This is a genomic window from Silvimonas sp., from assembly GCF_031291215.1.
Taxonomy (GTDB): domain Bacteria; phylum Pseudomonadota; class Gammaproteobacteria; order Burkholderiales; family Chitinibacteraceae; genus Silvimonas; species Silvimonas soli.
Genome location: NZ_JARLJK010000136.1, coordinates 1 through 20959, shown reverse-complemented (window position 1 = coordinate 20959; position 20959 = coordinate 1). Strand labels below are relative to the sequence as shown.

The following is a 20959-nucleotide window of genomic DNA, read 5'->3' as shown; positions in this document are numbered from 1 at the left end:
TCTCCGGGATTAATCCGGTTCGGGTTCTAGCTGTTCAACTTCGAGAAATGGGCACATCACCATGTCAGACATCAGCACAACGGCACAGCAATACCAGGCCATCAATTTTGCGCAGAAGTTGGCGTTATTTGCCGAGCAATGGGCGCCCAAAGTCGTCGCCGAAATGAACGATTACCAGTTCAAGGTGGTAAGGATTGAAGGCGATTTTGTCTGGCATTCGCATGCCGATACCGACGAAACCTTCATCGTGCTGGCTGGCGATTTGCGTATTGATTTTCGTGATGGCGCGGTGCATCTGCGGCCGGGCGAAATGTATGTCGTCCCCAAGGGCGTTGAGCACAAACCGTATGCGCAAAGCGAAGTACAGATGCTGTTGATCGAACCACGCGGCGTGCTCAATACCGGCGAGGTCGGCGGCGAGCGCACCGCGCAGAATGATGTCTGGATCTAGACGCTGGCGGCATTAGCCTGCTGAAACCAGTCGATGAAAACCCGCAATTTGCGTGGCATCCACGTGCGGTTGGCGTAATACAAAAAGAACCCGGCAAAGGGCGTGCACCAAGGCTCCAGTACGCGCTCCAGTTCGCCACTGGCCAGTTCTGCGGCGATCACGTCTTCGGTCACGTGCACCAGCCCCAAGCCGTGGCGGGCGGCGTCGATCATGTCGTAAATGTCGTTGTAAACCAGCCGGCCATCCAGTTCGATTTCAAACTCGCGCCCGTCGCGCGTGAACTCCCAGTTATACAAACGCCCGCTGGTGACAAAGCGATAGCGCAGACAATCATGCTGCAGCAAGTCTTCAGGCGTTTGCGGACGCCTACGCTGGTTCAGGTACGCGGGTGTAGCGGCAACCGCAATGCGGCGCGGACCGCCAATGCGCGCGGCGACCATATCGCGCGCCACGCTTTCGCCAAAGCGGATGCCCGCATCAAAACCGTCTCCCACAATGTCGCTCATCCCCTCTTCCATACGGAACTCCAGCCGCAAATCGGGATACGTCTGCATGAACCCGGCCAGATGCGGGGCAATGATGGTGCGATAGGCAATGCGCGGCAGGTTGATGCGCAGCGTTCCTGCGGGCTGATCGCGAAAGTCTTCCAGATCAAGCAGCGCGGCTTCGATCTGCGCCAGCCCGGGAGCGGCTCCGGCCAGCAAGCGCATGCCCGCCTCCGTCACACTCACCTTGCGCGTGGTGCGATTGAGCAAATGAATGCCGGTGCGCGCTTCCAGGTTGCGGATGGTTTGCGACAACGCCGACGGCGACACGCCCATTTCATCTGCCGCCTTGCTGAAGTTGCCGTGTCGCGCCACTCGCTCAAAGGCCAGCAATGCGGGCAATTGGGCGGCGTCCATTTTGAAGTTTTTCTTCATGGTCTATCAATCCATATGGCATTTTTCTTCACAATTAAGCAGAGCAATATGGGTTCCGTCAACACCGAGTCGCCCACCGGGATGGCTCTTCTTCTCGCCAATTCAAGGAGCTACATCATGACTACCGCCACTTACAACCTGCTGGGCCGTTCCGGTTTGCGCGTCAGCCCGTTCTCACTGGGCACCATGACCTTTGGCACCGAATGGGGCTGGGGTACAGAACGCGATACGGCCAAAAGTCTGTTTGATATTTACCTGGAACATGGCGGCAACTTTGTCGATACCGCCGACCTGTACACCGGCGGCACCAGCGAGCAATGGCTGGGTGAATTCATTGCCGAGCGCGGCGTGCGCGATCGGATCGTGCTGGCGACCAAATACAGCTACAACGCCGAACCCGGCAACCCCAACGCGGGCGGCAACCATCGCAAAAACCTGATGCGCGCGCTGGATGGCTCGCTCAAGCGCATGGGCACGGACTACATCGACCTTTACTACCTGCATACGTGGGACCGCATGACACCAGTGGAAGAAGTGATGCGTACCATGGACGATGCCGTGCGCGCAGGCAAGATCCGCTACGTGGGTTTGTCCGATACGCCTGCCTGGTATGCTGGTCGCGCCCAAACCATTGCGCAGTGGCGCGGCTACGAGCCGGTCGCCGCCATGCAGCTGGAATACTCGATGATTGAGCGCAACGCCGAGCTTGAATTTGCTGATCTGGCTACTGAACTGGGCATGGGCCTGGTCACCTGGAGCCCGCTGGCGATGGGCTTGTTGTCTGGCAAATACAAACCCAGCCAGGGCGGCCAGTTTGGCGATGGGCGTTTGCAGCAAGTGGCAGACAAACCCTCGCCCGGCTTTGAAAAACTGACCCCACGCAATTTTGCAATCGTGGCCGAGCTGGAAAAAGTCGCCAACGAACTCAACCGCCCAATGGCGCAAGTGGCGCTTAACTGGCTGTCTCACCGCAAAGGCGTTGCCAGCGTGATCGTCGGCGCCACCAAACCGGAACAGCTGCAGCAAACCCTGCGCTCGCTGGAGTTCGATATCCCCACCGAACTGGTTGCGCGACTGGATCAAGCCAGCGAACCAGCCCGGCCGTTTCCGTATTACATGTTTGCCGACAACCACCAGCATCGCATTCATGGCGGAGTAACCGTGGCCAGCCAGCCGACGAGTTTTGCGCCAGCAACGGTAGTACCTCCGGCGCAGGAATAAACGGGCGGGCTTCTCGCCACGCTTCATCTGGGCTACAGAAATGACTCGATCATGTAGCCCGGACGAAGCCGCAGGCGGGAATCCGGGGTTGCCATATTCGCCAAGATATATGCAGATGAACCAGTGATACATTGCCACCCCGGATTCTCGCTGCGCTTCATACGGGCTACGATGCTTTTCTAAAAACCTAAAAGAAAAAAGCCGCATAAAGCGGCTTTTTTCTTCAAACACACAACCTCAATCCCAGCTCAACGCCCCACCCGTCTGATACTCAGTTACCCGAGTCTCAAAGAAATTCTTTTCTTTCTTCAAGTCGATCATCTCGCTCATCCATGGGAATGGATTGGAGACGCCTGGGAACAAAGCTTCCAGGCCGATTTGTTGCAGGCGGCGGTTGGCGATGAAGCGCAGGTATTCTTTGAACTGGCTGGCGTTCAGGCCCAGCACGCCGCGCGGCATGGTGTCTTCGGCGTAGGCATATTCGAGTTCTACGGCCTTTTTGAACAGGTCATAGATTTCGTTTTTGAACGGTTCAGTCCATAGTTGCGGGTTTTCTTGCTTGATGGTGTTGATCAAGTCGATGCCGAAATTGCAGTGCATCGATTCATCACGCAGGATGTATTGATACTGTTCCGCAGCGCCGGTCATCTTGTTCTGGCGGCCCAACGCCAGGATTTGCACAAAGCCGACATAGAAGAACAGGCCTTCCATGATGCAGGCAAACACGATGATCGAACGCAGCAGTTGCTGATCGGTTTCCAGCGTGCCGGTTTTGAATTCCGGGTTGGTCAGCACATTGATGAACGGGATCAGGAATTCGTCTTTGTCGCGGATCGACGCCACTTCCTGGTAGGCGTTGAACACTTCGCCTTCGTCCAGGCCCAGACTTTCCACAATGTATTGGTAAGCGTGGGTGTGAATGGCTTCGTCAAACGCCTGGCGCAGCAAGAACTGGCGGCATTCTGGCGAGGTGATCTGGCGATACGTGCCCAGCACGATGTTGTTGGCAGCCAGCGAATCGGCGGTCACAAAGAAGCCCAGGTTGCGCTTCACCAAACGGCGTTCGTCGTCGGTCAGGCCATTGGGGCTTTTCCACAGTTCGATGTCGCGCTGCATGTTCACTTCTTGCGGCATCCAGTGGTTTGCACACTGCGCCAGATATTTTTCCCACGCCCATTTGTGCTTAAACGGCACCAGCTGGTTGACGTCGGTAGTGCCGTTGATGACGCGTTTGTCGTCGGCGCGCACACGGTTGCTGATGGCCGATGCCGGTACAGCATGAGTGCTGGCAGCGGGGGCAGCAGGCTTGGGGGCCGGGGCGGAAACGATGTCGTCGTCAAAACTCAGCATGGGTTGGTCCTTTCAAATAACTCTAAATTAATCAGAATGAGTAAAAATCAAATTATGTACTTTGAATCAGTCAGATAGCGATGAAGTGATTCATCTGCGCACTCCGCTCGTTCGTGTATTTCTGGCACTCTTCTTGTTGCCGTAGTTGCATGCATCAGTGGCGATGCTGCCCCGCTATTGCGCGGACTGTACTGCTGGCGTTGCCGTTCCCGGTATCGGTTGCGGCAAGCGAATCTGGATGCTGGAGGTATCCGGCACTTTCCAGATGGTTTTTATATGGTTGAAATCCCGGGCATGCTGATCGCTTAACCGCGCACTGGATCGCAGGTTCAAATCCAGATGCACATCGCCCAGGTAAATCACTTCGCCCGCTGCAACATCAAACTGCAGGTTCAGCGGTATCCGGTCTACATGGTGGCTGAACATGATCGTATCGCTGCCGTCATTCCAGCGCCCCCAAGCCATCGGCATGGTGTAGTGGCCCGGCGGCAAGGTAATCAGGTGCAGCTTGCCCGGCGTATCCGGGATATCGCCCGCGTCGCGGATAAAGTCCGTCATGACTTGGGCAAAATATTCTTTCTGGCCCATCGGGCCTTGCAGCACCACGCTGGTATTGGTGGTGTCGCGATCAAAACTGGTAAACGTAATGGCCAGTACCGCATAAGCCTGCCCCGCTGGCGGCACCATAATGCCAGTGGTGGAGAGTTGCGGCCTGGTGGCGCAAGCCGATAACAGCACGATGCAAGTCAATAACAGCAACAGCCGCTTCAGCATTGTGGCAAACCCTCTGGGCAAACCATTTGGACCTGTCTACAGGCAAAACGTTGTTCCGCCTGGCTATTTCGATCTGTCCGAGCTTTGTCTGATCTGACAATAACACCGCCCCGAAAGCGGGGCGGTATGTCACGCGGCTTTACTGGCAAGCCTCGCAATCAGGGTTGTCGATGGAGCAAAACTTCATGTCGGTTGCGGGTTCCATTTCTGCTACCGCGGCTGGCGCTGCGGGTGCCGAAGGGATTGCCGGTGCGTTAGGGGCAGGAGGTGCAGACAAGCCACCATCCACCGGCACCGAGTTCAGTTCACCACCACGACCTGTCGACTTCTCAGCGCTGCTGGCAGACAAAGTACGCAGATAGTAAGTGGTCTTCAGACCGCGCAACCATGCGTGCTTGTACAGTTCGTCCAGCTTCTTGCCCGAGGCACCGGCCATGTAGATGTTCAGGCTTTGGGCCTGGTCGATCCACTTCTGGCGACGCGATGCGGCTTCCACCAGCCATTTCGGGTCCATCTCGAACGCAGTGGCATATTGCTCGCGCAGGTCAGCCGGAATGCGGTCGATCTTGGCCACGGAACCGTCGAAGTACTTGAGGTCGGAGATCATGACTTCATCCCACAGACCGCGTTCTTTCAGGTCATGCACCAGGTGATCGTTGATCACGGTGAACTCGCCAGACAGGTTCGATTTCACGAACAAGTTCTGGTAAGTAGGTTCGATCGAAGCATCTACGCCAACAATGTTGGAAATCGTTGCGGTCGGCGCAATCGCCAGGCAGTTGCTGTTACGCATACCGTAGGTGGCGATGCGTTCGCGCAGCGATGTCCAGTCCAGTTGTGAGCTGGTATCCACTTCCAGGTAACCACCGCGCTCTTCGGCCAGCAGTTGGTTGGAGTCCTGCGGCAGAATGCCACGGTCCCACAGGCTGCCCTTGTAGCTTGGGTAGGTGCCACGTTCCTGTGCCAGTTCGGTCGAAGCCCAGTAAGCGTGATAAGCGATGATTTCCATCGATTCATCAGCAAACTGCACGGCGGCGTCAGAGGCATACGGCATACGCAGGGTGTGCAACGCATCCTGGAAGCCCATCAGACCCATACCCACCGGGCGATGTTTCAGGTTGGAGTTACGGGCCTTGCGCACAGCGTAATAGTTGATGTCGATCACGTTATCGAGCATGCGCATCGCAGTCTTCACGGTGCGGCCAACTTTTTCGGAATCCAGCTTGCCGTCTTTCAGATGGTTCGCCAGGTTCACGGAACCCAGGTTACATACCGCGATTTCGCTGTCATTGGTGTTCAAAGTGATTTCAGTACACAGGTTGGAACTGTGAACCACACCAATATGTTGTTGCGGGCTACGGATGTTGCATGGGTCTTTGAACGTGATCCATGGGTGACCCGTTTCAAACAACATGGTCAGCATCTTGCGCCACAGGGTTTGTGCCGGCAGCTTCTTGGCTACGCGCATTTCGCCACGCGCCGCTTTTTCTTCGTAGCGGGTGTAGACCTCTTCAAACTTCTTGCCGTACAGATCGTGCAGATCTGGCGTTTCAGCTGGCGAGAACAGAGTCCAGTCAGAGCCTTCCATCACACGTTTCATGAACAAGTCCGGAATCCAGTTCGCGGTGTTCATGTCGTGAGTGCGGCGGCGGTCATCACCGGTGTTCTTGCGCAGTTCCAGGAATTCTTCGATATCTGCGTGCCATGTTTCCAGGTACGCGCAGACCGCGCCTTTGCGCTTGCCGCCCTGATTCACCGCCACGGCGGTGTCGTTCACCACTTTCAGGAACGGCACCACGCCTTGCGATTTGCCGTTGGTGCCCTTGATATGGCTGCCCAGCGAACGCACTGGCGTCCAGTCATTGCCCAGACCACCGGCAAACTTGGACAGCAACGCGTTTTCTTTCAGTGCTTCGTAAATGCCTTCCAGATCATCGGCCACGGTAGTCAGGTAGCAGCTGGACAATTGGCTGCGACGGGTACCGGAGTTGAACAGCGTTGGCGTGCTGGACATGAAGTCAAAGGTCGACAACACGTTGTAGAACTCGATGGCGCGCGCTTCGCGGTCCACTTCGTTCAGCGACAGGCCCATGGCCACGCGCATGAAGAACACTTGCGGCAGTTCAATGCGGGTGCCGTGCACGTGCAGGAAATAGCGGTCATACAGGGTTTGCAGACCCAGGTAGCCGAATTTGTAATCGCGGGTGTGATCCAGCGCTGCGCCCAGGCGCGCCAGATCGTACTGGCCGAGTTTTTCGTCCAGCAGTTCGTTCTCGATGCCCTTCTTGATCAGGCGCGGGAACGCTTCAGCGTATTTGGTCGCCATTTCTTCATGGCTGGCTTCTTCGCCCAGCACTTCACGGCGTGCTACATCCAGCAGCAGACGCGCAGTGACAAAGCTGTAGGCCGGGTCGATTTCAATACGGCCACGTGCCGCCAGAATCGCCGACTTGCGCACTTCTTCAACCGGCACACCGTCGTAGAGGTTCTTCAGCGTTTCAGCCAGGATGGTCGATGCGCTGGTTTCTTTTTCGAAACCGGAGCAAGACGAAGCAATCAGCGCCTTCAGACGAGCAATATCCAGCGGACGACGGCTGCCGTCATCAAACGCGACATTGATGCTGCCGTGTTGCTCGGTGGTGATCTCGTGGCTTTCGCCCTTGGCGGCGCGATCCGACTTGCGTTGCTCGCGATACAGCACATAAGCGCGGGCGATGTCATGCTCGCCGGAACGCATCAGGGCCAGTTCAACCTGGTCCTGGATATCTTCAATATGGATTGCACCGCCTTCAGGCTTGCGGCGCATGAGCGCGTTGACGACCTGTTCGGTCAGCGCTTCCACCCGTTCACGCACCGCTGCACTGGCCGCAGCTTGATTCCCATGCACAGCGATATACGCCTTGGTCACGGCTACCGTGATTTTGGACGGCGCAAACGGCACCACAGCGCCGTTACGGCGAATGGTTTTATATTGCTCGTAGCGAGTGTTATCGGTGGCAACTTGGGGATCTACAGCTTCGGTCATGCGGCTTCCTGCGGTGCTATCCAGTGTGGCGTACATTTGCGCGTGCTTCCTTCTGGCTAGGTGTTATTTGTGGCCGGTTTGTTCCACAAATCAAAGACTTGGGAGTGGACCGACCCACTGTGGACAATTCTGTGTATAAATTGTGAAGAACCACTACATCTTGTGTTCGTCTCAACGTTCAGACACAAATACTAGGGGAAGACCCAGCGCTAGCGCAACCGGAAAAAGATGTGATAAGGCGACAAACGGAAATATATTTGCAATGCATAACGGGAAGCCTTTATTCATGCGGCATAGGAGGCGTTGCACGATTGAGACAGCCTGTCGAAAGCGGATATTCGGTGTTGCGAGGATGCTTGGGCGGGCACCAAAACGGGTAAAACCAGACCCTCTGAAAGCGCCAAAACAGTGCCTTTCAGAGGCGTTTTTGCGATCAGTGATGCAACGTAAAAATGGCGAACCTCTGCCCGTAACCCGGATGGAGCTGCCCCTCGGGGGTTCCGCCGCAACGCCACTGGGCGTTACATATGACAATTGCAGTGGGGGCAGCGGAAATCCGGGTGACAATTCTGAAAAATTTCAAATGTCGGCGGTTTGTTGATGCATCGCAATCCCGGATTCCCGCTTCGCTTCATCCGGGCTACGAAGCTACAAAACCAGGACAAATTGAGATGCCTTGGGCTAATGAAGCCCTTTCGCCCACCACAGAATAGAAAAAGGCGAACCGCATTGGTTCGCCTTTTGCAGCGCTCGCATGCCATCAAGGCATCGGGCCAGCCCTGCACACCTTGCGCTACGGCTTAGTGATGATGACCGTGTTCGCCGTGCACGTGACCGTGCGCGATTTCTTCATCAGTTGCCGCGCGGACGTCTTCCACCTTGCCCACAAAGCGGATTTTCACGCCTGCGAACGGGTGGTTAGCGTCAACGGTGACTTCACCGCCGTTGATTTCGGTTACGCGGAACAGCATGACGTCGCCAGTGGCAGGATCATCGGCTTCAAACATCATGCCGGCTTCAACTTCCATCGGGAACACGTCTTTGGCTTCTTTACGCACCAGTTCTGGCTCGTATTCGCCAAATGCATCATCGGGTTCCATGGTGACATCAATGGAATCACCCTTGGCCTTGCCATGCAGTGCTTCTTCTACCAGCGGCAGAATGTTGTCGTAACCGCCGTGCAGATAAACGATAGGCTGTTCGGTTTTGTCGAGCGATTTGCCCGAGGTGTCGAACATCTCGTAGTTCAGCGTTACGACCGTGTCTTTGGCGATTTGCATCGGGTTTATCCTAACTGTTTAACAAGTGAAAGTATTTCCGCCGCGTGCCCTTTCGGGAGCACGTGATACAGCGCGTGGCGGATCACGCCCTGCCGGTCGATCACAAAGGTAGAGCGTTCAATCCCGTATTTTACCATGCCTGCGCCCACCCATTCCCGCAAAACATGATAGAGCCGGCTCACCTCGCCTTCCGCATCAGACAAAAGATGAAATTCGATGCCGTGTTCATCGCGAAAAGCCTCATGCGCCAGACAGTCATCCAGACTCACGCCCAACACCAGCGTGCCGTGCGCCCGAAATGTTTCGGCGCGATCACTGAACTCTACGGCCTCGGTCACTCCGCCAGGAGAGTGATCCCTGTTAAAGAAATAGAGCACCACATGATGTTGCCCAAGCAAATCCGATAGCCGGATCAACTGCATCTGGGCATCGTGTAATGCAAAGTCCGGTGCAATTTCCCCGTCTTTGAGCATGTCAGCTCCCTTGCGTAGTGGGATAATGATTGCCTCGTTTTTCTCCGTTATAGCCGAGCCAATGAACAAACAACTCCTGGGTGGACTGACTGCAGAGCAATTTCTGACAGATTACTGGCAAAAGCAGCCGTTATTGATCCGCAATGCCTGGCAAGATTTCCCAGAACTGATTGATTTACCCAGGTTAATTGCGCTCGCTCAGCAAGATGACGTGGAATCGCGGCTCATTGAGCGTCGTGATGAGCGCTGGCTGGTAGAAAACGGCCCGTTTCGCGCCAGCCGCTTTGACCGGTTGCCAGAAACCGACTGGACAGTGCTGGTGCAGAGCGTGAATCACCACGTGCCGCATATTGCTGATCTGCTCTATGAATTCAATTTTTTGCCGTATACCCGGCTGGACGATCTGATGATCTCCTACGCCCCACCGGGCGGCACGGTTGGCCCACACTACGATTCTTATGATGTGTTCTTGCTGCAGGTGGGCGGCAAAAAGCGCTGGCAGATTTCCAGCGATGACGCGGGCAATTTTATTGAAGACGCGCCCATCCGCGTTTTGCGCGATTTTTCATCCGAACAGGAATGGATTCTGGATCACGGCGACATGCTGTATCTGCCGCCCAAATACGCGCACTACGGCGTGGCGCTGGAACCTGGCATGACGTACTCGATCGGTTTTCGGGCGCCCACTGAACAGGAAATCGTCGGCAAGTTTCTGGAATACCTGCAGGACGAGCTGCGTCTGACCGGCGTTTATGGCGATCCCGAGCGTCAACCCACTGCTCGACCGGGTGAGATTGATCTGGCCTTTGTGGGCAAAATCGAATCCATGCTCACGCAACTAACCTGGACCGACGCCGACGTTCGCAAGTTTGTTGGCCGTTACTTTACCGAACCCAAACCACACGTGTTCTACACCGCGCCGGATGACGCGCTGGATTTTGACGAATTTGCCGCACAAGCGCAGGCACAGGGCGTTTATCTGGACCTGAAATCCCTCATGCTCTATGAAGGAGAACAGCTCTTTATTAATGGTGAAGAACTGGAGGCCGAAGCAGACGCGGTGGAAACCTTGCGTCGCCTGGCCGATAGCCGCCGCCTGCCAGCGGTGCAATATGACGATGCAGTACTCGAAGCGCTCTATACCTGCTACGACTATGGCTACCTTCATGTCGGCAAAATTTGAGACTTACAAAGAATATCGTGAGGCCACACTGGCGCTGATTCAGGGCGCCAGCCACAGCCTCATGATGTACGAACGAGACTTCAGCCAGTGCGGCCTTGAGAGCCGCGCCATGACCGAGGCCATGGCCGCCTTGCTGGCGCGCAATCCCGCAGCGCAGATCCGCATTCTGGCGCATTCAACCGAATTCATTGCCAGCCAATGTCCGTTGCTACTGGAATTGGAGAATCGCCAGAATCAAAGATTACAGATGCATTTGGCTAATCCGGATATGCCAGCGTTGTTTTCGCCATTTATTCTGGCCGATATGCAACGGTTTGTAAGACGTTGTCACTTTGATTGGCCGAAAAGTGAATGCGCAGACGATGCGCGCGACGTCGCTAAAATGCGACAAGCCTTTGATAAGGCGTGGGAATGTTCGAACGTTACGCCAGATTGGCGTAGGCTTGATTTATGAGCGTTTGACATTTGTTGTAAAAATCTCAGCGCGCTACAGTTTGGTGCGCCTCCCAGGCTACCCTTTTATTCAAATCGTGCTAGAATTCCGCCCGTCGGTCGTCAGTGATGTAACTGGTTTCCAAATAGCCATCGATCACGGTCGATAGCCTAACAACGCTGTAATTTGTAATTTACTTGTCCAACCCCCCATTCTGCTAAAGGTAAGAAGAATGAAACAGTCTCTGCTCGTTGCTGCCCTGCTGGCCCTCGCACTCACCGCTTGCGGCAAGAAAGATGAAGCTCCTGCTGATGCATCCGCTCCTGCTGCTGAAGCATCTGCTCCGGCCGCTTCCGACGCTGCTGCTGCACCTGCTTCCGACGTCGCTTCCGACGCTGCTGCTGCTCCTGCTGCTGCTTCCGACGCTGCTGCTTCGGACGCTTCCGCTGCCAAGTAATTCACGGCGCGCAAGCAAAAAAGCCGACCAACTGGTCGGCTTTTTGCTTTTCTACAGTCTGTAATATCCAGTTATCAAGCTAGCGCCCCGAATCTTCAAGGCTGGCTCAGCCGCCTTTCCCTCTCAAATATTGCCTTTGCAAGCATCGCATGCCCATACAAGTCATCATTCCGCGCTGGATTATCCCGATTGAACCGCAAGCGCTGGTTCTAACCGACCATGCCTTGGTGCTGGAGGGGGAACATATCCGCGCCCTGCTGCCGGTGTCTCAGGCCCTGCAGCAGTATCCACAAGCCGGGCGCATCCACCTGCCGGATCACGCCTTGCTGCCCGGGCTGATCAATCTGCACGCTCACTCAGCCATGACTTTGCTGCGTGGCTATGCCGACGATCTGGCACTGATGACCTGGCTGAACGAGCACATCTGGCCGGCTGAAGGGAAGTTTGTATCTGATGAATTTGTCTTCGATGGCACGCAACTGGCCATCGCGGAAATGATTGCTGGCGGCACCACCTGCGCCAACGACATGTACTTTCACCACAGCACTGTTGCCCGCGCTGCATTGACCAGCGATTTTCGCATGATGGTGGGTTGCTCGATTCTGGAGTTCCCCACAGCGTATGCCAGCAATGCCGACGACTACATCCGCAAAGCTATCGCCTGCATGGATGAATTCCGCGGCGAATCACTGGTTGGGTTCACCTTGGCACCACACGCGCCGTATACGGTAAGCGATGCCACCTTCGGCAATGTGATCATGCTGGCCGATCAACTGAACGTGGGTATTCATTGCCATGTTCACGAAAGCCAGGACGAAATTGCTGGCAGCCTCAAAGAGCACGGCACGCGTCCTTTGGCACGGCTGGCCGGGCTGGGCCTGCTAAGCAACCAGTTAATTGCCGCGCATATGGTACACACCACCGATGAAGAAATCGCGCTGCTGGCGCGGCACGGGGTGAACGTCTCGCACAATCCGGCATCGAATCTGAAACTGGCATCCGGCTTTGCCCGCATTGCCGATCAAATCGCTGGCGGAATCAACGTCGGCATCGGCACCGATGGTGCTGCCAGTAATAACAAGCTGGATATGTTCGCCGAACTGCGCATGGCCGCCTTGCTGGCCAAGGGCCAGAGCGGCAATCCCGAAGCACTGCCCGCGTGGCAAGCACTGGAAATGGCCACCCTCAATGGCGCCAAAGCACTGGGCTGGCAGGACCGCATCGGCAGCCTGGTGGCAGGCAAACAGGCGGACATGATCGCCGTTGACCTCTCTGCGGCAGGCACCGCGCCATGTTACGATCCGGTATCGCATCTGGTTTACGCCGCCGACCGCACCCAGGTCAGCCACGTCTGGATTGCTGGCCGCACGGTGTATCACAATGGCCAGCACACCAGCCTGAATCGCCAGGAAATCCTCACCCGCGCCCGCCGCTGGCAAGCGCGCATGGAAGGCAAGAAATCATGACAGAACCCCAATCCGCGCCCGACAACATCCTGAACGCCGATGCCGCCGAAATCGCCAAGTTTTCGGCGCTGGCTCACAAATGGTGGGACAAAACCAGCGAGTTCAAACCGCTGCATGACATCAACCCGCTGCGCTTGGCATTTATTGATGAGCACGCTGGCCTGACGGGCAAAAAGGTGCTGGATGTGGGCTGCGGTGGCGGTATTTTGTCCGAGGGCATGGCGGCCAGTGGCGCGCAGGTGACCGGCATTGATCTGGCCGACAAATCACTCAAAATCGCCAAGCTGCATTTGCATGAATCTGGCTTGAGTGTGGAATACCGAAAAGTTGCGGTCGAGGCGCTGGCCGAAGAAGCGCCCGAATCGTTCGATGTGCTGACCTGCATGGAAATGCTGGAGCATGTCCCCTCGCCCGCCAGCATTATTGAAGCCTGCGCACGACTGGTAAAACCAGGTGGCTGGCTGTTTTTCTCCACGCTCAATCGCAACGCCAAGAGCTATGCGCTGGCCGTACTCGGCGCCGAGTACATCATGGGCATGCTGCCACGCGGTACTCACGCTTACGCCAAGTTCATCAAGCCGTCTGAACTGGGCCGCATGACCCGCACCAGCGGCATCGAAACCGTGGCGCTAACCGGACTGACATACAACCCGCTCACCAAGGTTTACAAACTGGGCGCGGATACTGACGTCAATTACATGGTGGCTTGCCGCAAGCCGCTCTAACATATCCGCAACCGGCCACATCCAGCCGCCAACTGACTCGGCGGCGGCGCGCTCAGCAATATCAGGAACTCACTCGCAATGACCGACCCCGTTCGCGCAGTCTTGTTTGATCTGGATGGCACGCTGGCCGATACCGCGCCAGACTTGGGCGCCGCGCTCAACCGCTTGCTGGCCGAAGAAGGTCTGCCGCTGCAACCTTATCAGGCCATTCGCCCGATTGCCTCGCACGGCGCGCGTGGTTTGATTGGGCTAGGTTTTGGCATCACTCCACAGCAGCCCGAACAATTCATCGCCTTGAGGGATCGTTTTCTGGCGCACTACGCGCTACATCTGGCCGATGACACCATTTTGTTTGATGGCGTCACTCCGCTGATCGAAGCGATTGTTTCGCGCGGTTGGCGCTGGGGCATTGTCACCAACAAACCGGCGCGATTTACCGACCCGCTGGTGGCCCTGCTGCCGCTGCCGTTCGCGCCAGGCGTGGTGGTGTCTGGCGATACCGTGGGCGCACCCAAGCCAGACCCCAAGCCGATGTACCACGCTGCCGAAGCGCTGGGCGTGGACCCTGCCAACTGCATTTATGTGGGCGATGCCGAACGCGATATCGAGGCCGGCCGCCGAGTGGGCATGACAACAGTCATTGCCAGCTACGGCTATATCGCCAGCACCGACCAGCCCGAAAATTGGGGCGCCGACCTGAGCATTGGTCACCCGCTGGATTTGCTGGCGCACCTACCGGCCTGAGCACAGCCAACTGCGGATGAATAATTGAGGCAAGGCGCGTACAGCGTCTTGCCTCAAGTAAGTGGTTTACCGGTTTACATCCACCACAAACCGCCCGCGATGCCGCCCGGCCAGAATGTCCTGCGCGGCATCAACGCAATCGGCCAGACCAATCTGCGTGGTCGCCGCACGCAGCAAATCGTGATCCAGATCTTGCGCCAGCCGTTGCCATGCGGCCATACGGCGGGCTTTAGGTGCCATCACGCTATCAATGCCATACAGCGTCACCCCACGCAAAATGAACGGTGCGACGGTGCCCGGCAAATCCATTCCTTGCGCCAGCCCGCATGCGGCAACCGCGCCGCCATAACGCACCTGGGCACACGCGTTCACCAACGTATGGCTACCGGCCGAATCGATCACGCCTGCCCACAGTTCCTTCTGCAATGGTTTACCCGCAGCGGCAAACGCGGCCCGATCCAGCACCTCGGTAGCGCCTAACTGCTGCAAATAATCGCTCGCCGTGGTTTTACCCGTAAGCGCTGTCACCGAGTAACCCAGGCGAGCCAGCAAGGCCACCGCAATCGACCCCACGCCGCCAGTCGCACCGGTAACCAGAATCGGGCCGTCTGCCGGAGTAAGCCCGTGCCGTTCCAGCGCTTGCACGCACAACATGGCGGTATAACCGGCGGTGCCAATGGCCATGGCCTGCGCAGGTGTAAACGCCGCAGGCAGCGGAATCAACCAGTCTCCCGACAAACTGGCCTTTTGAGCCAGGCAGCCCCAATGGCGCTCTCCCACGCCCCAGCCATTAAGCACTACTGCATCACCGGGTTTGAAATCCGCATGGCGCGATGCGGTAACGATGCCCGCACCATCCACGCCGGGCACCATCGGCCACTTGCGCACGATCGGGCTGGTATTGCCAATCGCCAGCGCATCTTTGTAATTGAGTGTTGAGAACTGCACATCAATCTGCACATCGCCTTCTGGCAATGCCGCTTCATCCAGCGTTGTAACCTGCGCCGAGAACCCGGCATCTGACTGGTTCAACAATAACGCTTTAAACATGGGGCCTCCGGTTTTGCCGTATTTACTGCGTGTTGCGCAATCGACAAAGTACGACGGCATAACACGCGATGAATTGCATGGCAGTGTGCACGCAAAACAAACCGTCGCTCAATGCGGTTTTTGCGAATTCTGATCCTGCTTTGACCCTTCCTTGACCTGACCCGTCCTTCTGGCCCAAAACATGAATCTTTATTTTCGTTTGATCTGGCAAATGCTGTTTGCGCGCTTCAGACCAGTGTGCCCGGTACTCGGCCCCTGTCGCACGCCCTATCAGGTCTACCCCAATGATCTGGATATCCTGCGGCACGTGAACAATGGCCGTTATTTCACCCTGCTCGACCTGGCCCGCACCGACTTGATGATTCGCTCTGGCCTGGCCGACAAGGTCAAGCAGGCGGGCTGGTTTCCGGTGGTGGCAATGGAAACCATCCACTTTCGCAAAGCGCTGACTGTGTGGCAGCGGTTTGAAGTGCAAACCGACGTACTGGGCTGGGATGAAAAGGCCGTATTTCTGCAGCACCGCATAGAGCGTAAAGGCGAAATCATTGCCGTAGCCGTGGTCGCCGCCCGCTTTTTGCGCAGAACCGGCGGCTCTGTACTCACCAGCGACCTGATGGCATTGGGCGGCATTACCCACCCGTCACCGCCGCTACCCGACTGGATTGTTGCTTGGGTGCAAGGCCAGAACCAAACCCAGAATCAAACCCAATAATCCGGACCAGTCACCCGTACACCAACAACGCTCACACGGTGGGCTGCGCCGAAACGCGGTTTCGAGGTATACTAGACATTCTTCATCTGGGGCCGCCATGGTTTCGACGGGGGTTACAAAGCGGATGAGGGCATGCCGGGTTCTCAGTTACCCGTAAAACACTGAACCAAGTTAGTTGCAAACGACGAAACTTACGCCCTAGCTGCTTAACCAGCTAGGCTCTGCACTACTTCTCCCTTCGGGTAGACCGGGCAACCGGTAGCAGAGTCATATAGAAGGGATCGCGCTGCATCGGGTCACTTGATGCAGTGTCAAACTAAGGTGACTCGCCCGAAACAAGCCTGCCGGTCGGCTCGTTAAAGGTTAAATCCAGTTGACCAGGCTAAGCATGTAGAACTCTTCGTAGAGGACTTTCGGACGTGGGTTCGACTCCCACCGGCTCCACCAGTTTCACTTCAGCGCCCGGCGCCGTTATGCGGTTCCGGGCGTTTGTTTTTGCGGGCCTGGATTGTGGTCCGGGCATGGAGAAGTAACTTGATAAACAAGAACATGACGCCCACCCAACACCCCAAAATCAGCACAAAAAAGTTACTGCTCAACGCCGCATGGGGTATCGCCATTGGGCTGCTGATGTATTCCCAAGTTGGGTTGTGGGCCGTGCTGATTGGCATGTTGGTAGCGATTGCAGGAATAGCGGAAACCACCTGGCGCTCCCGCAAAACAACGCGCGCCCAGGAAATTGACCCTGCACGCGAGCAATAAAGCAGTCCTCACGATGGGGGGGCCGATTTCAGCCGCAGCCCCATCCCCTGACCCGCTTTATTGTTTCAAATTTGAATCTGAATTCCCTGGCGAATTGCCGTCTTGCTCCAACAAACTACCTCCGGTTTCAGCTTCACACATTGACAAGATGTTCGTGAAATCGGCTAGTCCAGGGAGACGGTGCGCATCAATGCGCACCCTACAGGGCTGTATTGATGACAAAACAGCCAAACGGCGCACGGTAAATCTTGCAAAAAAAGCGGGTTCTGAGCCCGAACCGCTATTTAGAAACCGTACGCGCGTATTTCATCATGGCCTGGCTGTAACAACAGCCCACTCGCGAGAGGCCGGATACATTAAGGCAAACTGTTCTGTCATGGATACACCATCTTGCAAAGCCGGGGCGGACCATACATTTTTTTGAATGACTTCCTGCAGCATCTGCTTGTCCAGGCTCAGGTCAGCCACCATCCGCTTGAGCCGGGCATTTTCCTCTTCCAGCTGCTTCAAGCGCCTCAATTCGCTCACGCCCAGCCCGGCGTATTTCTTTTTCCAGAGATAAAACGTGGCCTCGCAAATACCCATCTTGCGGCAGACCTCCGCCGTGGCGGTGCCCGACTCGGCCTGGCGCAGCGCAAAGGCAATTTGTTCTTCCGTGTATTTCGACGTTTTCATGGCCAATCTCCTGCCCGTGAAGGCATCAAATCTGCCAGAAATCCCTGGTTTTCGCTGCTCCGGTTTTGCGGGGGGAGATCAGACGTGGACTTCATTGCTTTCAGGTTTTCCGGCAAGAAGCCAATGGTTGGCTATCGGCGGGAGGCGACATTCTTCATTCTCTGGCTGGATCGGGATTTCACTCTTTACCCTCACGGCTAGGCCTGCTGGACCGTTTGGCGTAATGATTACGCATTGGCTACCAGCCCGGTGGTTACCAAGCTGGTTACCACGGTAACGGTGGTTTCCACTGCCAAGGTTTCCACGGTTTCCGGTGTTTTTCAGAATGTGATTCCGGATAGGACAGGGGGCAAATCGGTGGTTGCCATGCGTTATGGTTGCCACGCTGGTTGCCACGGAAAACGCTGTTTCTGCTTGGCAACAGACCCGTTGTTACCGCGAAAGAACAGGTATGCAAAACCGAGGTACGCAGCGTGGTACGCACCCAAAAGCCCGTTTTCCCCGATTATTTCCCCACTATGAATATAGATAGTGGCCTGGGGAAATATTCGACATTCCGGGTCACTTCCCCTCACCCCAACGCTCTGAGCCTGCAAGGTTTTTTTGACTGACATAAAAAAATCTACGGCACTCGTAATTATTCTTTTACGGCGTTTCTTTTGGCTGATCGCACCACACCAGCAATTTCTGTGTGATTAGTTAATTGAGTCCAGCGTTTTGCCGTGCTTATGTTTGTGCGATCAATCACGAAAGAAGGGGATCACCAATGTCGGGCCTGCTTGCAGGGATGGGAGACCGGACAACTTCCGGTGGGGAAGTAATTTCCGCAACGTCCACCTACATGGACTCGGGGAAGGTTATGTGTCGCAGCGGGGATCAGGCGTACTGCCCTGCATGTAAAGGCACATTTCCCGTTAGCGGTACCGCAATCCATTGGGCTGAGAATGGGGTGCCCATGGTACAGAACGGGGATCGTGTCCTGTGCCGCTGCAAGTACAACCGGGTGATTGCCCACTCGACCAGCTTTTACAACGATCCCGCCTCACCAACGAATCAAGTCGTCAGCCCGCATGCTGCATTGTCCGCGTCATTCGCTGATCCAGCCACTTATAACGACAGGTTCCAGTTGCTGGACGACCATACAGGCCAGCCACTTGCTGGCACTGAATATGCAGTCAGACGTGAAACTGGGGAGATTGAGCATGGTGTAACCGACAGTCAGGGCTACACGCATCTTGTGGACGACCAAGACAATCCAGAAGAAGTTATCTTCTACTGCAACGGGATGGAAGTAGCATGAACGATACTGTGATCTCACCAACCGGCAAGGAATTGCGGCGTGTCGGCAAGAGGACAACCACGCGCAAAGAGGATAGTGCGGCGAAGCAGTTGAGGGTTGTTTCTGCTCAGAATGCACGCAGAACTGAGAATCTGGCGTACCTGAACGACCCCAACGTGAAAGCGTTTCTGTACATGATCCAAAAATCAGAGGGCGGGGACTACCACGCAATGTATGGCTGGATCAGAGGCCGCAATGGGTGGACTTTCACCGACGAATCCACACACCCTGGGCTAGGGAAAGATGGATCAACAACCGCTGCGGGCATGTACCAGATCAACAAGGCATGCTGGACGCAGATGGGTATCCGGGCGCAGGGCCTCACGGACTTCTCACCACAAACCCAAGACCTGATCGCTGTTGAAAACCTACGCGCTTTCAAGTGCTTGGACCTTATCATTGCTGGCAATATTGAGACGCCGATCAAAATACTAGCTCCAGCGCAGTGGTCCTCATTTCAGAAGCACACATACGCAGTGCTTAAGGCTTGGTTTGTTGAAGGGGGCGGCACCGTAAAATGAAAAAGATACTTGTTGGTACAGTCTGTGTACTCCTAATTGCAGGGGCAGCTAACGCAGCTACAGACCTCTACCGAGGCATGATGCTTATGGATGCACGAACAGCTTTGTTCAAGGCGGGCTGGAAGGGAATTGTCCTGCATAAACACCCCAGCACTGAAACGACTGGCGATGATTTCATCGATGCGGGAGCAATGGTGTTCTATAAGGCGGGCATTCATGAGATCGACTCATGCACTGGTGGTGTTACTCAGTGCCAGACGCATTATCGCAAGGGGACGGAATGTCTAACCTTGAACTCAATTGGTGAGACTCCTCATGATGCTTTCGTAACGCATTGGATGAATACCTGTGGGGATTAACGCTAAAGGTACGGCGTGGCGACCAGACAGATTGAGAGACCTATGAAATGCCCAGCGGGCCATGTCGTCACAGTTTAGTCGCTGTCACTGGGGCCGTGGGTGCCCCTTCCGGGGTGCGTTCGGCGCACCGGGTCGTGCGGTAGAAGCCCACGGGCCGCTTGCGGCCGGGCCTGCTGCATGCCTCTGCGTTGGACCACGATAATGAAAATGAATGCATTTGTTCTTGCTCTCGGCATGTTTGCACTGGCGGCCAGTTACGCCGACACCCTAGTTACTTCGTGCCAAGTGGGGTCAGGTAAAACCATCCAGCTCATTAAAGGCAAAGAGATTACCCAAGATGTTGGTGTCTATTACCTCGTCCAGAATGGTAAACAGAAGCCTCTATTCGGGAGCCTGTCCACTTCCACCGGCAGCGTCATATCGAGTCGGTGCATCGGGACCACGCGCGGTGTGCTCATGGTTGCCGGCGAGTTTTCTTCCAATTACACCCAAGGGGTCGTCGTAGGTTATGACCAAGGAGCCAACCGGATACAACGGCTCGATTTTGCTGAACGGGCGTTACCTCGCTGGGTATACCTGAACAAAACCAGCATCAAAGTATTGATTCCGAATGAAGGGAATGAACAGCCAGGAAAATACTTGCTCTACGAATCTGGCGGCAAGCGGGCAGTAGAAGGTCACGGGACAGATGAAATGCCATCGAAGCGTGGCTTCGAGGTAGTTGACCTGGCTGCGCCACCCGCGTGAAATAGTTTTAATTCAAAGGTGACCCAGCTCTGGTACCAATAATATAGTTTTTACAGCCGCTAAAAAGGGGCAGCAAAAAATTTTAGGTACACGAATAGGTACACGAATCGATAACCAAACCGGAACAACTTAGAAAATACGGTACATACAGCGGTAATCCCCCCGTTTTTAACCGGGGTCAGAAGTAGAAGTCATTCGGTTAATGCCAACTTCTGTTTCGGGGTGATTCCTCCAAGCGCCATATTCGGCCGCTCGTGATTGTAAGTCCACATCCAGTTCGTCGCATGTTCCT

The 20959-nt window shown here is 55.7% G+C and carries 21 protein-coding genes, 1 other RNA gene and 1 pseudogene; 15 read left to right on the top strand and 8 right to left on the bottom strand.

The annotated features are described in order from the left end of the window. Window positions 1-61: 61 nt before the first annotated feature. Window positions 62-451 (top strand): cupin domain-containing protein, encoded by a 390-nt coding sequence (locus tag P4L78_RS15625; protein ID WP_309328763.1) that lies wholly within the window; start codon window positions 62-64, stop codon window positions 449-451. Here the strand turns inward: P4L78_RS15625 and P4L78_RS15620 are convergent. Next, window positions 448-1371, bottom strand: a complete 924-nt coding sequence (locus tag P4L78_RS15620; RefSeq protein ID WP_309328761.1) for a LysR family transcriptional regulator — start codon at window positions 1369-1371, stop codon at window positions 448-450. The genes P4L78_RS15625 and P4L78_RS15620 overlap by 4 nt on opposite strands. A 117-nt stretch (window positions 1372-1488) precedes the next feature. Here P4L78_RS15620 and P4L78_RS15615 point away from each other — a divergent pair, with 117 nt between their 5' ends. Next, window positions 1489-2592, top strand: a complete 1104-nt coding sequence (locus P4L78_RS15615) for an aldo/keto reductase (protein WP_283149092.1) — start codon at window positions 1489-1491, stop codon at window positions 2590-2592. Between the two features lie 237 nt (window positions 2593-2829). Here the strand turns inward: P4L78_RS15615 and P4L78_RS15610 are convergent, their stop codons facing one another. The 5 genes from P4L78_RS15610 to P4L78_RS15590 form a co-directional block, all read right to left on the bottom strand. Then, window positions 2830-3942: a ribonucleotide-diphosphate reductase subunit beta gene (locus P4L78_RS15610; RefSeq protein ID WP_283149091.1), complete on the bottom strand. Its 1113-nt coding sequence runs from the start codon at window positions 3940-3942 to the stop codon at window positions 2830-2832. 174 nt (window positions 3943-4116) lie between these two features. Then, window positions 4117-4716 (bottom strand): hypothetical protein, encoded by a 600-nt coding sequence (locus P4L78_RS15605; RefSeq protein ID WP_309328759.1) that lies wholly within the window; start codon window positions 4714-4716, stop codon window positions 4117-4119. Window positions 4717-4855: 139 nt separating this feature from the next. Then, window positions 4856-7741 carry a ribonucleoside-diphosphate reductase subunit alpha gene (locus tag P4L78_RS15600; protein WP_283149089.1) on the bottom strand — a complete coding sequence of 962 codons (2886 nt, stop codon included), beginning with the start codon at window positions 7739-7741 and terminating at the stop codon, window positions 4856-4858. 800 nt (window positions 7742-8541) lie between these two features. Then, window positions 8542-9021, bottom strand: coding sequence for a peptidylprolyl isomerase (locus P4L78_RS15595; RefSeq protein WP_283149088.1), 480 nt, complete (start codon window positions 9019-9021; stop codon window positions 8542-8544). A gap of 5 nt (window positions 9022-9026) precedes the next feature. Next, window positions 9027-9494: a peroxiredoxin gene (locus P4L78_RS15590; RefSeq protein ID WP_309328757.1), complete on the bottom strand. Its 468-nt coding sequence runs from the start codon at window positions 9492-9494 to the stop codon at window positions 9027-9029. 61 nt (window positions 9495-9555) lie between these two features. On the opposite strand from P4L78_RS15590, the gene P4L78_RS15585 reads away from it, so the two are divergent. From P4L78_RS15585 to P4L78_RS15560, 6 genes are all read left to right on the top strand, one after another. Continuing rightward, complete coding sequence (locus P4L78_RS15585; RefSeq protein WP_309328755.1) at window positions 9556-10677, top strand: cupin domain-containing protein; 1122 nt, start codon at window positions 9556-9558, stop codon at window positions 10675-10677. Beyond that, window positions 10613-11131: a hypothetical protein gene (locus P4L78_RS15580; protein ID WP_309328753.1), complete on the top strand. Its 519-nt coding sequence runs from the start codon at window positions 10613-10615 to the stop codon at window positions 11129-11131. The genes P4L78_RS15585 and P4L78_RS15580 overlap by 65 nt, the downstream gene beginning before the upstream one ends. Window positions 11132-11406: 275 nt before the next feature. Beyond that, on the top strand, window positions 11407-11631 hold the full coding sequence (locus P4L78_RS15575) for a hypothetical protein (protein ID WP_283149084.1): 225 nt from the start codon (window positions 11407-11409) through the stop codon (window positions 11629-11631). An 85-nt stretch (window positions 11632-11716) separates the two neighbouring features. After that, the gene (locus P4L78_RS15570; protein ID WP_309328751.1) at window positions 11717-13033 is read left to right on the top strand and encodes a TRZ/ATZ family hydrolase; all 1317 of its coding nucleotides are present in this window, start codon (window positions 11717-11719) and stop codon (window positions 13031-13033) included. Between the two features lie 26 nt (window positions 13034-13059). After that, a complete protein-coding gene (gene ubiG / locus P4L78_RS15565) occupies window positions 13060-13758 on the top strand; it encodes a bifunctional 2-polyprenyl-6-hydroxyphenol methylase/3-demethylubiquinol 3-O-methyltransferase UbiG (protein ID WP_405051573.1) in 699 nt (232 codons plus the stop codon). Window positions 13759-13836: 78 nt separating this feature from the next. Then, window positions 13837-14502, top strand: a complete 666-nt coding sequence (locus P4L78_RS15560) for an HAD family hydrolase (RefSeq protein WP_283149081.1) — start codon at window positions 13837-13839, stop codon at window positions 14500-14502. 66 nt (window positions 14503-14568) lie between these two features. Here P4L78_RS15560 and P4L78_RS15555 read toward each other — a convergent pair whose 3' ends face one another. After that, complete coding sequence (locus P4L78_RS15555; protein ID WP_283149080.1) at window positions 14569-15552, bottom strand: MDR family oxidoreductase; 984 nt, start codon at window positions 15550-15552, stop codon at window positions 14569-14571. Between the two features lie 181 nt (window positions 15553-15733). Between P4L78_RS15555 and P4L78_RS15550 the strand changes: the two genes are divergently transcribed. The 3 genes from P4L78_RS15550 (at window position 15734) to P4L78_RS15540 (ending at window position 17026) form a co-directional block, all read left to right on the top strand. Next, complete coding sequence (locus P4L78_RS15550) at window positions 15734-16264, top strand: thioesterase family protein (RefSeq protein WP_283149079.1); 531 nt, start codon at window positions 15734-15736, stop codon at window positions 16262-16264. Between the two features lie 88 nt (window positions 16265-16352). Continuing rightward, window positions 16353-16711: a transfer-messenger RNA gene (gene ssrA, locus P4L78_RS15545) on the top strand. A gap of 102 nt (window positions 16712-16813) precedes the next feature. After that, on the top strand, window positions 16814-17026 hold the full coding sequence (locus P4L78_RS15540) for a hypothetical protein (protein WP_283149078.1): 213 nt from the start codon (window positions 16814-16816) through the stop codon (window positions 17024-17026). A 411-nt stretch (window positions 17027-17437) separates the two neighbouring features. Here the strand turns inward: P4L78_RS15540 and P4L78_RS15535 are convergent. Next, window positions 17438-17701: pseudogene (locus P4L78_RS15535) on the bottom strand (transposase); the annotation flags it as partial. Window positions 17702-18467: 766 nt separating this feature from the next. On the opposite strand from P4L78_RS15535, the gene P4L78_RS15530 reads away from it, so the two are divergent. The 4 genes from P4L78_RS15530 to P4L78_RS15515 all read left to right on the top strand — a co-directional run bounded on the left by P4L78_RS15530 (window position 18468) and on the right by P4L78_RS15515 (window position 20667). Next, window positions 18468-19001 carry a PAAR domain-containing protein gene (locus tag P4L78_RS15530; RefSeq protein ID WP_309328747.1) on the top strand — a complete coding sequence of 178 codons (534 nt, stop codon included), beginning with the start codon at window positions 18468-18470 and terminating at the stop codon, window positions 18999-19001. Further along, window positions 18998-19561: a hypothetical protein gene (locus P4L78_RS15525; protein ID WP_309328744.1), complete on the top strand. Its 564-nt coding sequence runs from the start codon at window positions 18998-19000 to the stop codon at window positions 19559-19561. The genes P4L78_RS15530 and P4L78_RS15525 overlap by 4 nt, the downstream gene beginning before the upstream one ends. Continuing rightward, window positions 19558-19920, top strand: coding sequence for a hypothetical protein (locus tag P4L78_RS15520; protein WP_309328742.1), 363 nt, complete (start codon window positions 19558-19560; stop codon window positions 19918-19920). Before P4L78_RS15525 ends, P4L78_RS15520 begins: the two co-directional genes overlap by 4 nt. Window positions 19921-20121: 201 nt before the next feature. Next, the gene (locus tag P4L78_RS15515; protein ID WP_309328740.1) at window positions 20122-20667 is read left to right on the top strand and encodes a hypothetical protein; all 546 of its coding nucleotides are present in this window, start codon (window positions 20122-20124) and stop codon (window positions 20665-20667) included. The last annotated feature ends 292 nt before the right edge of the window (window positions 20668-20959 follow it).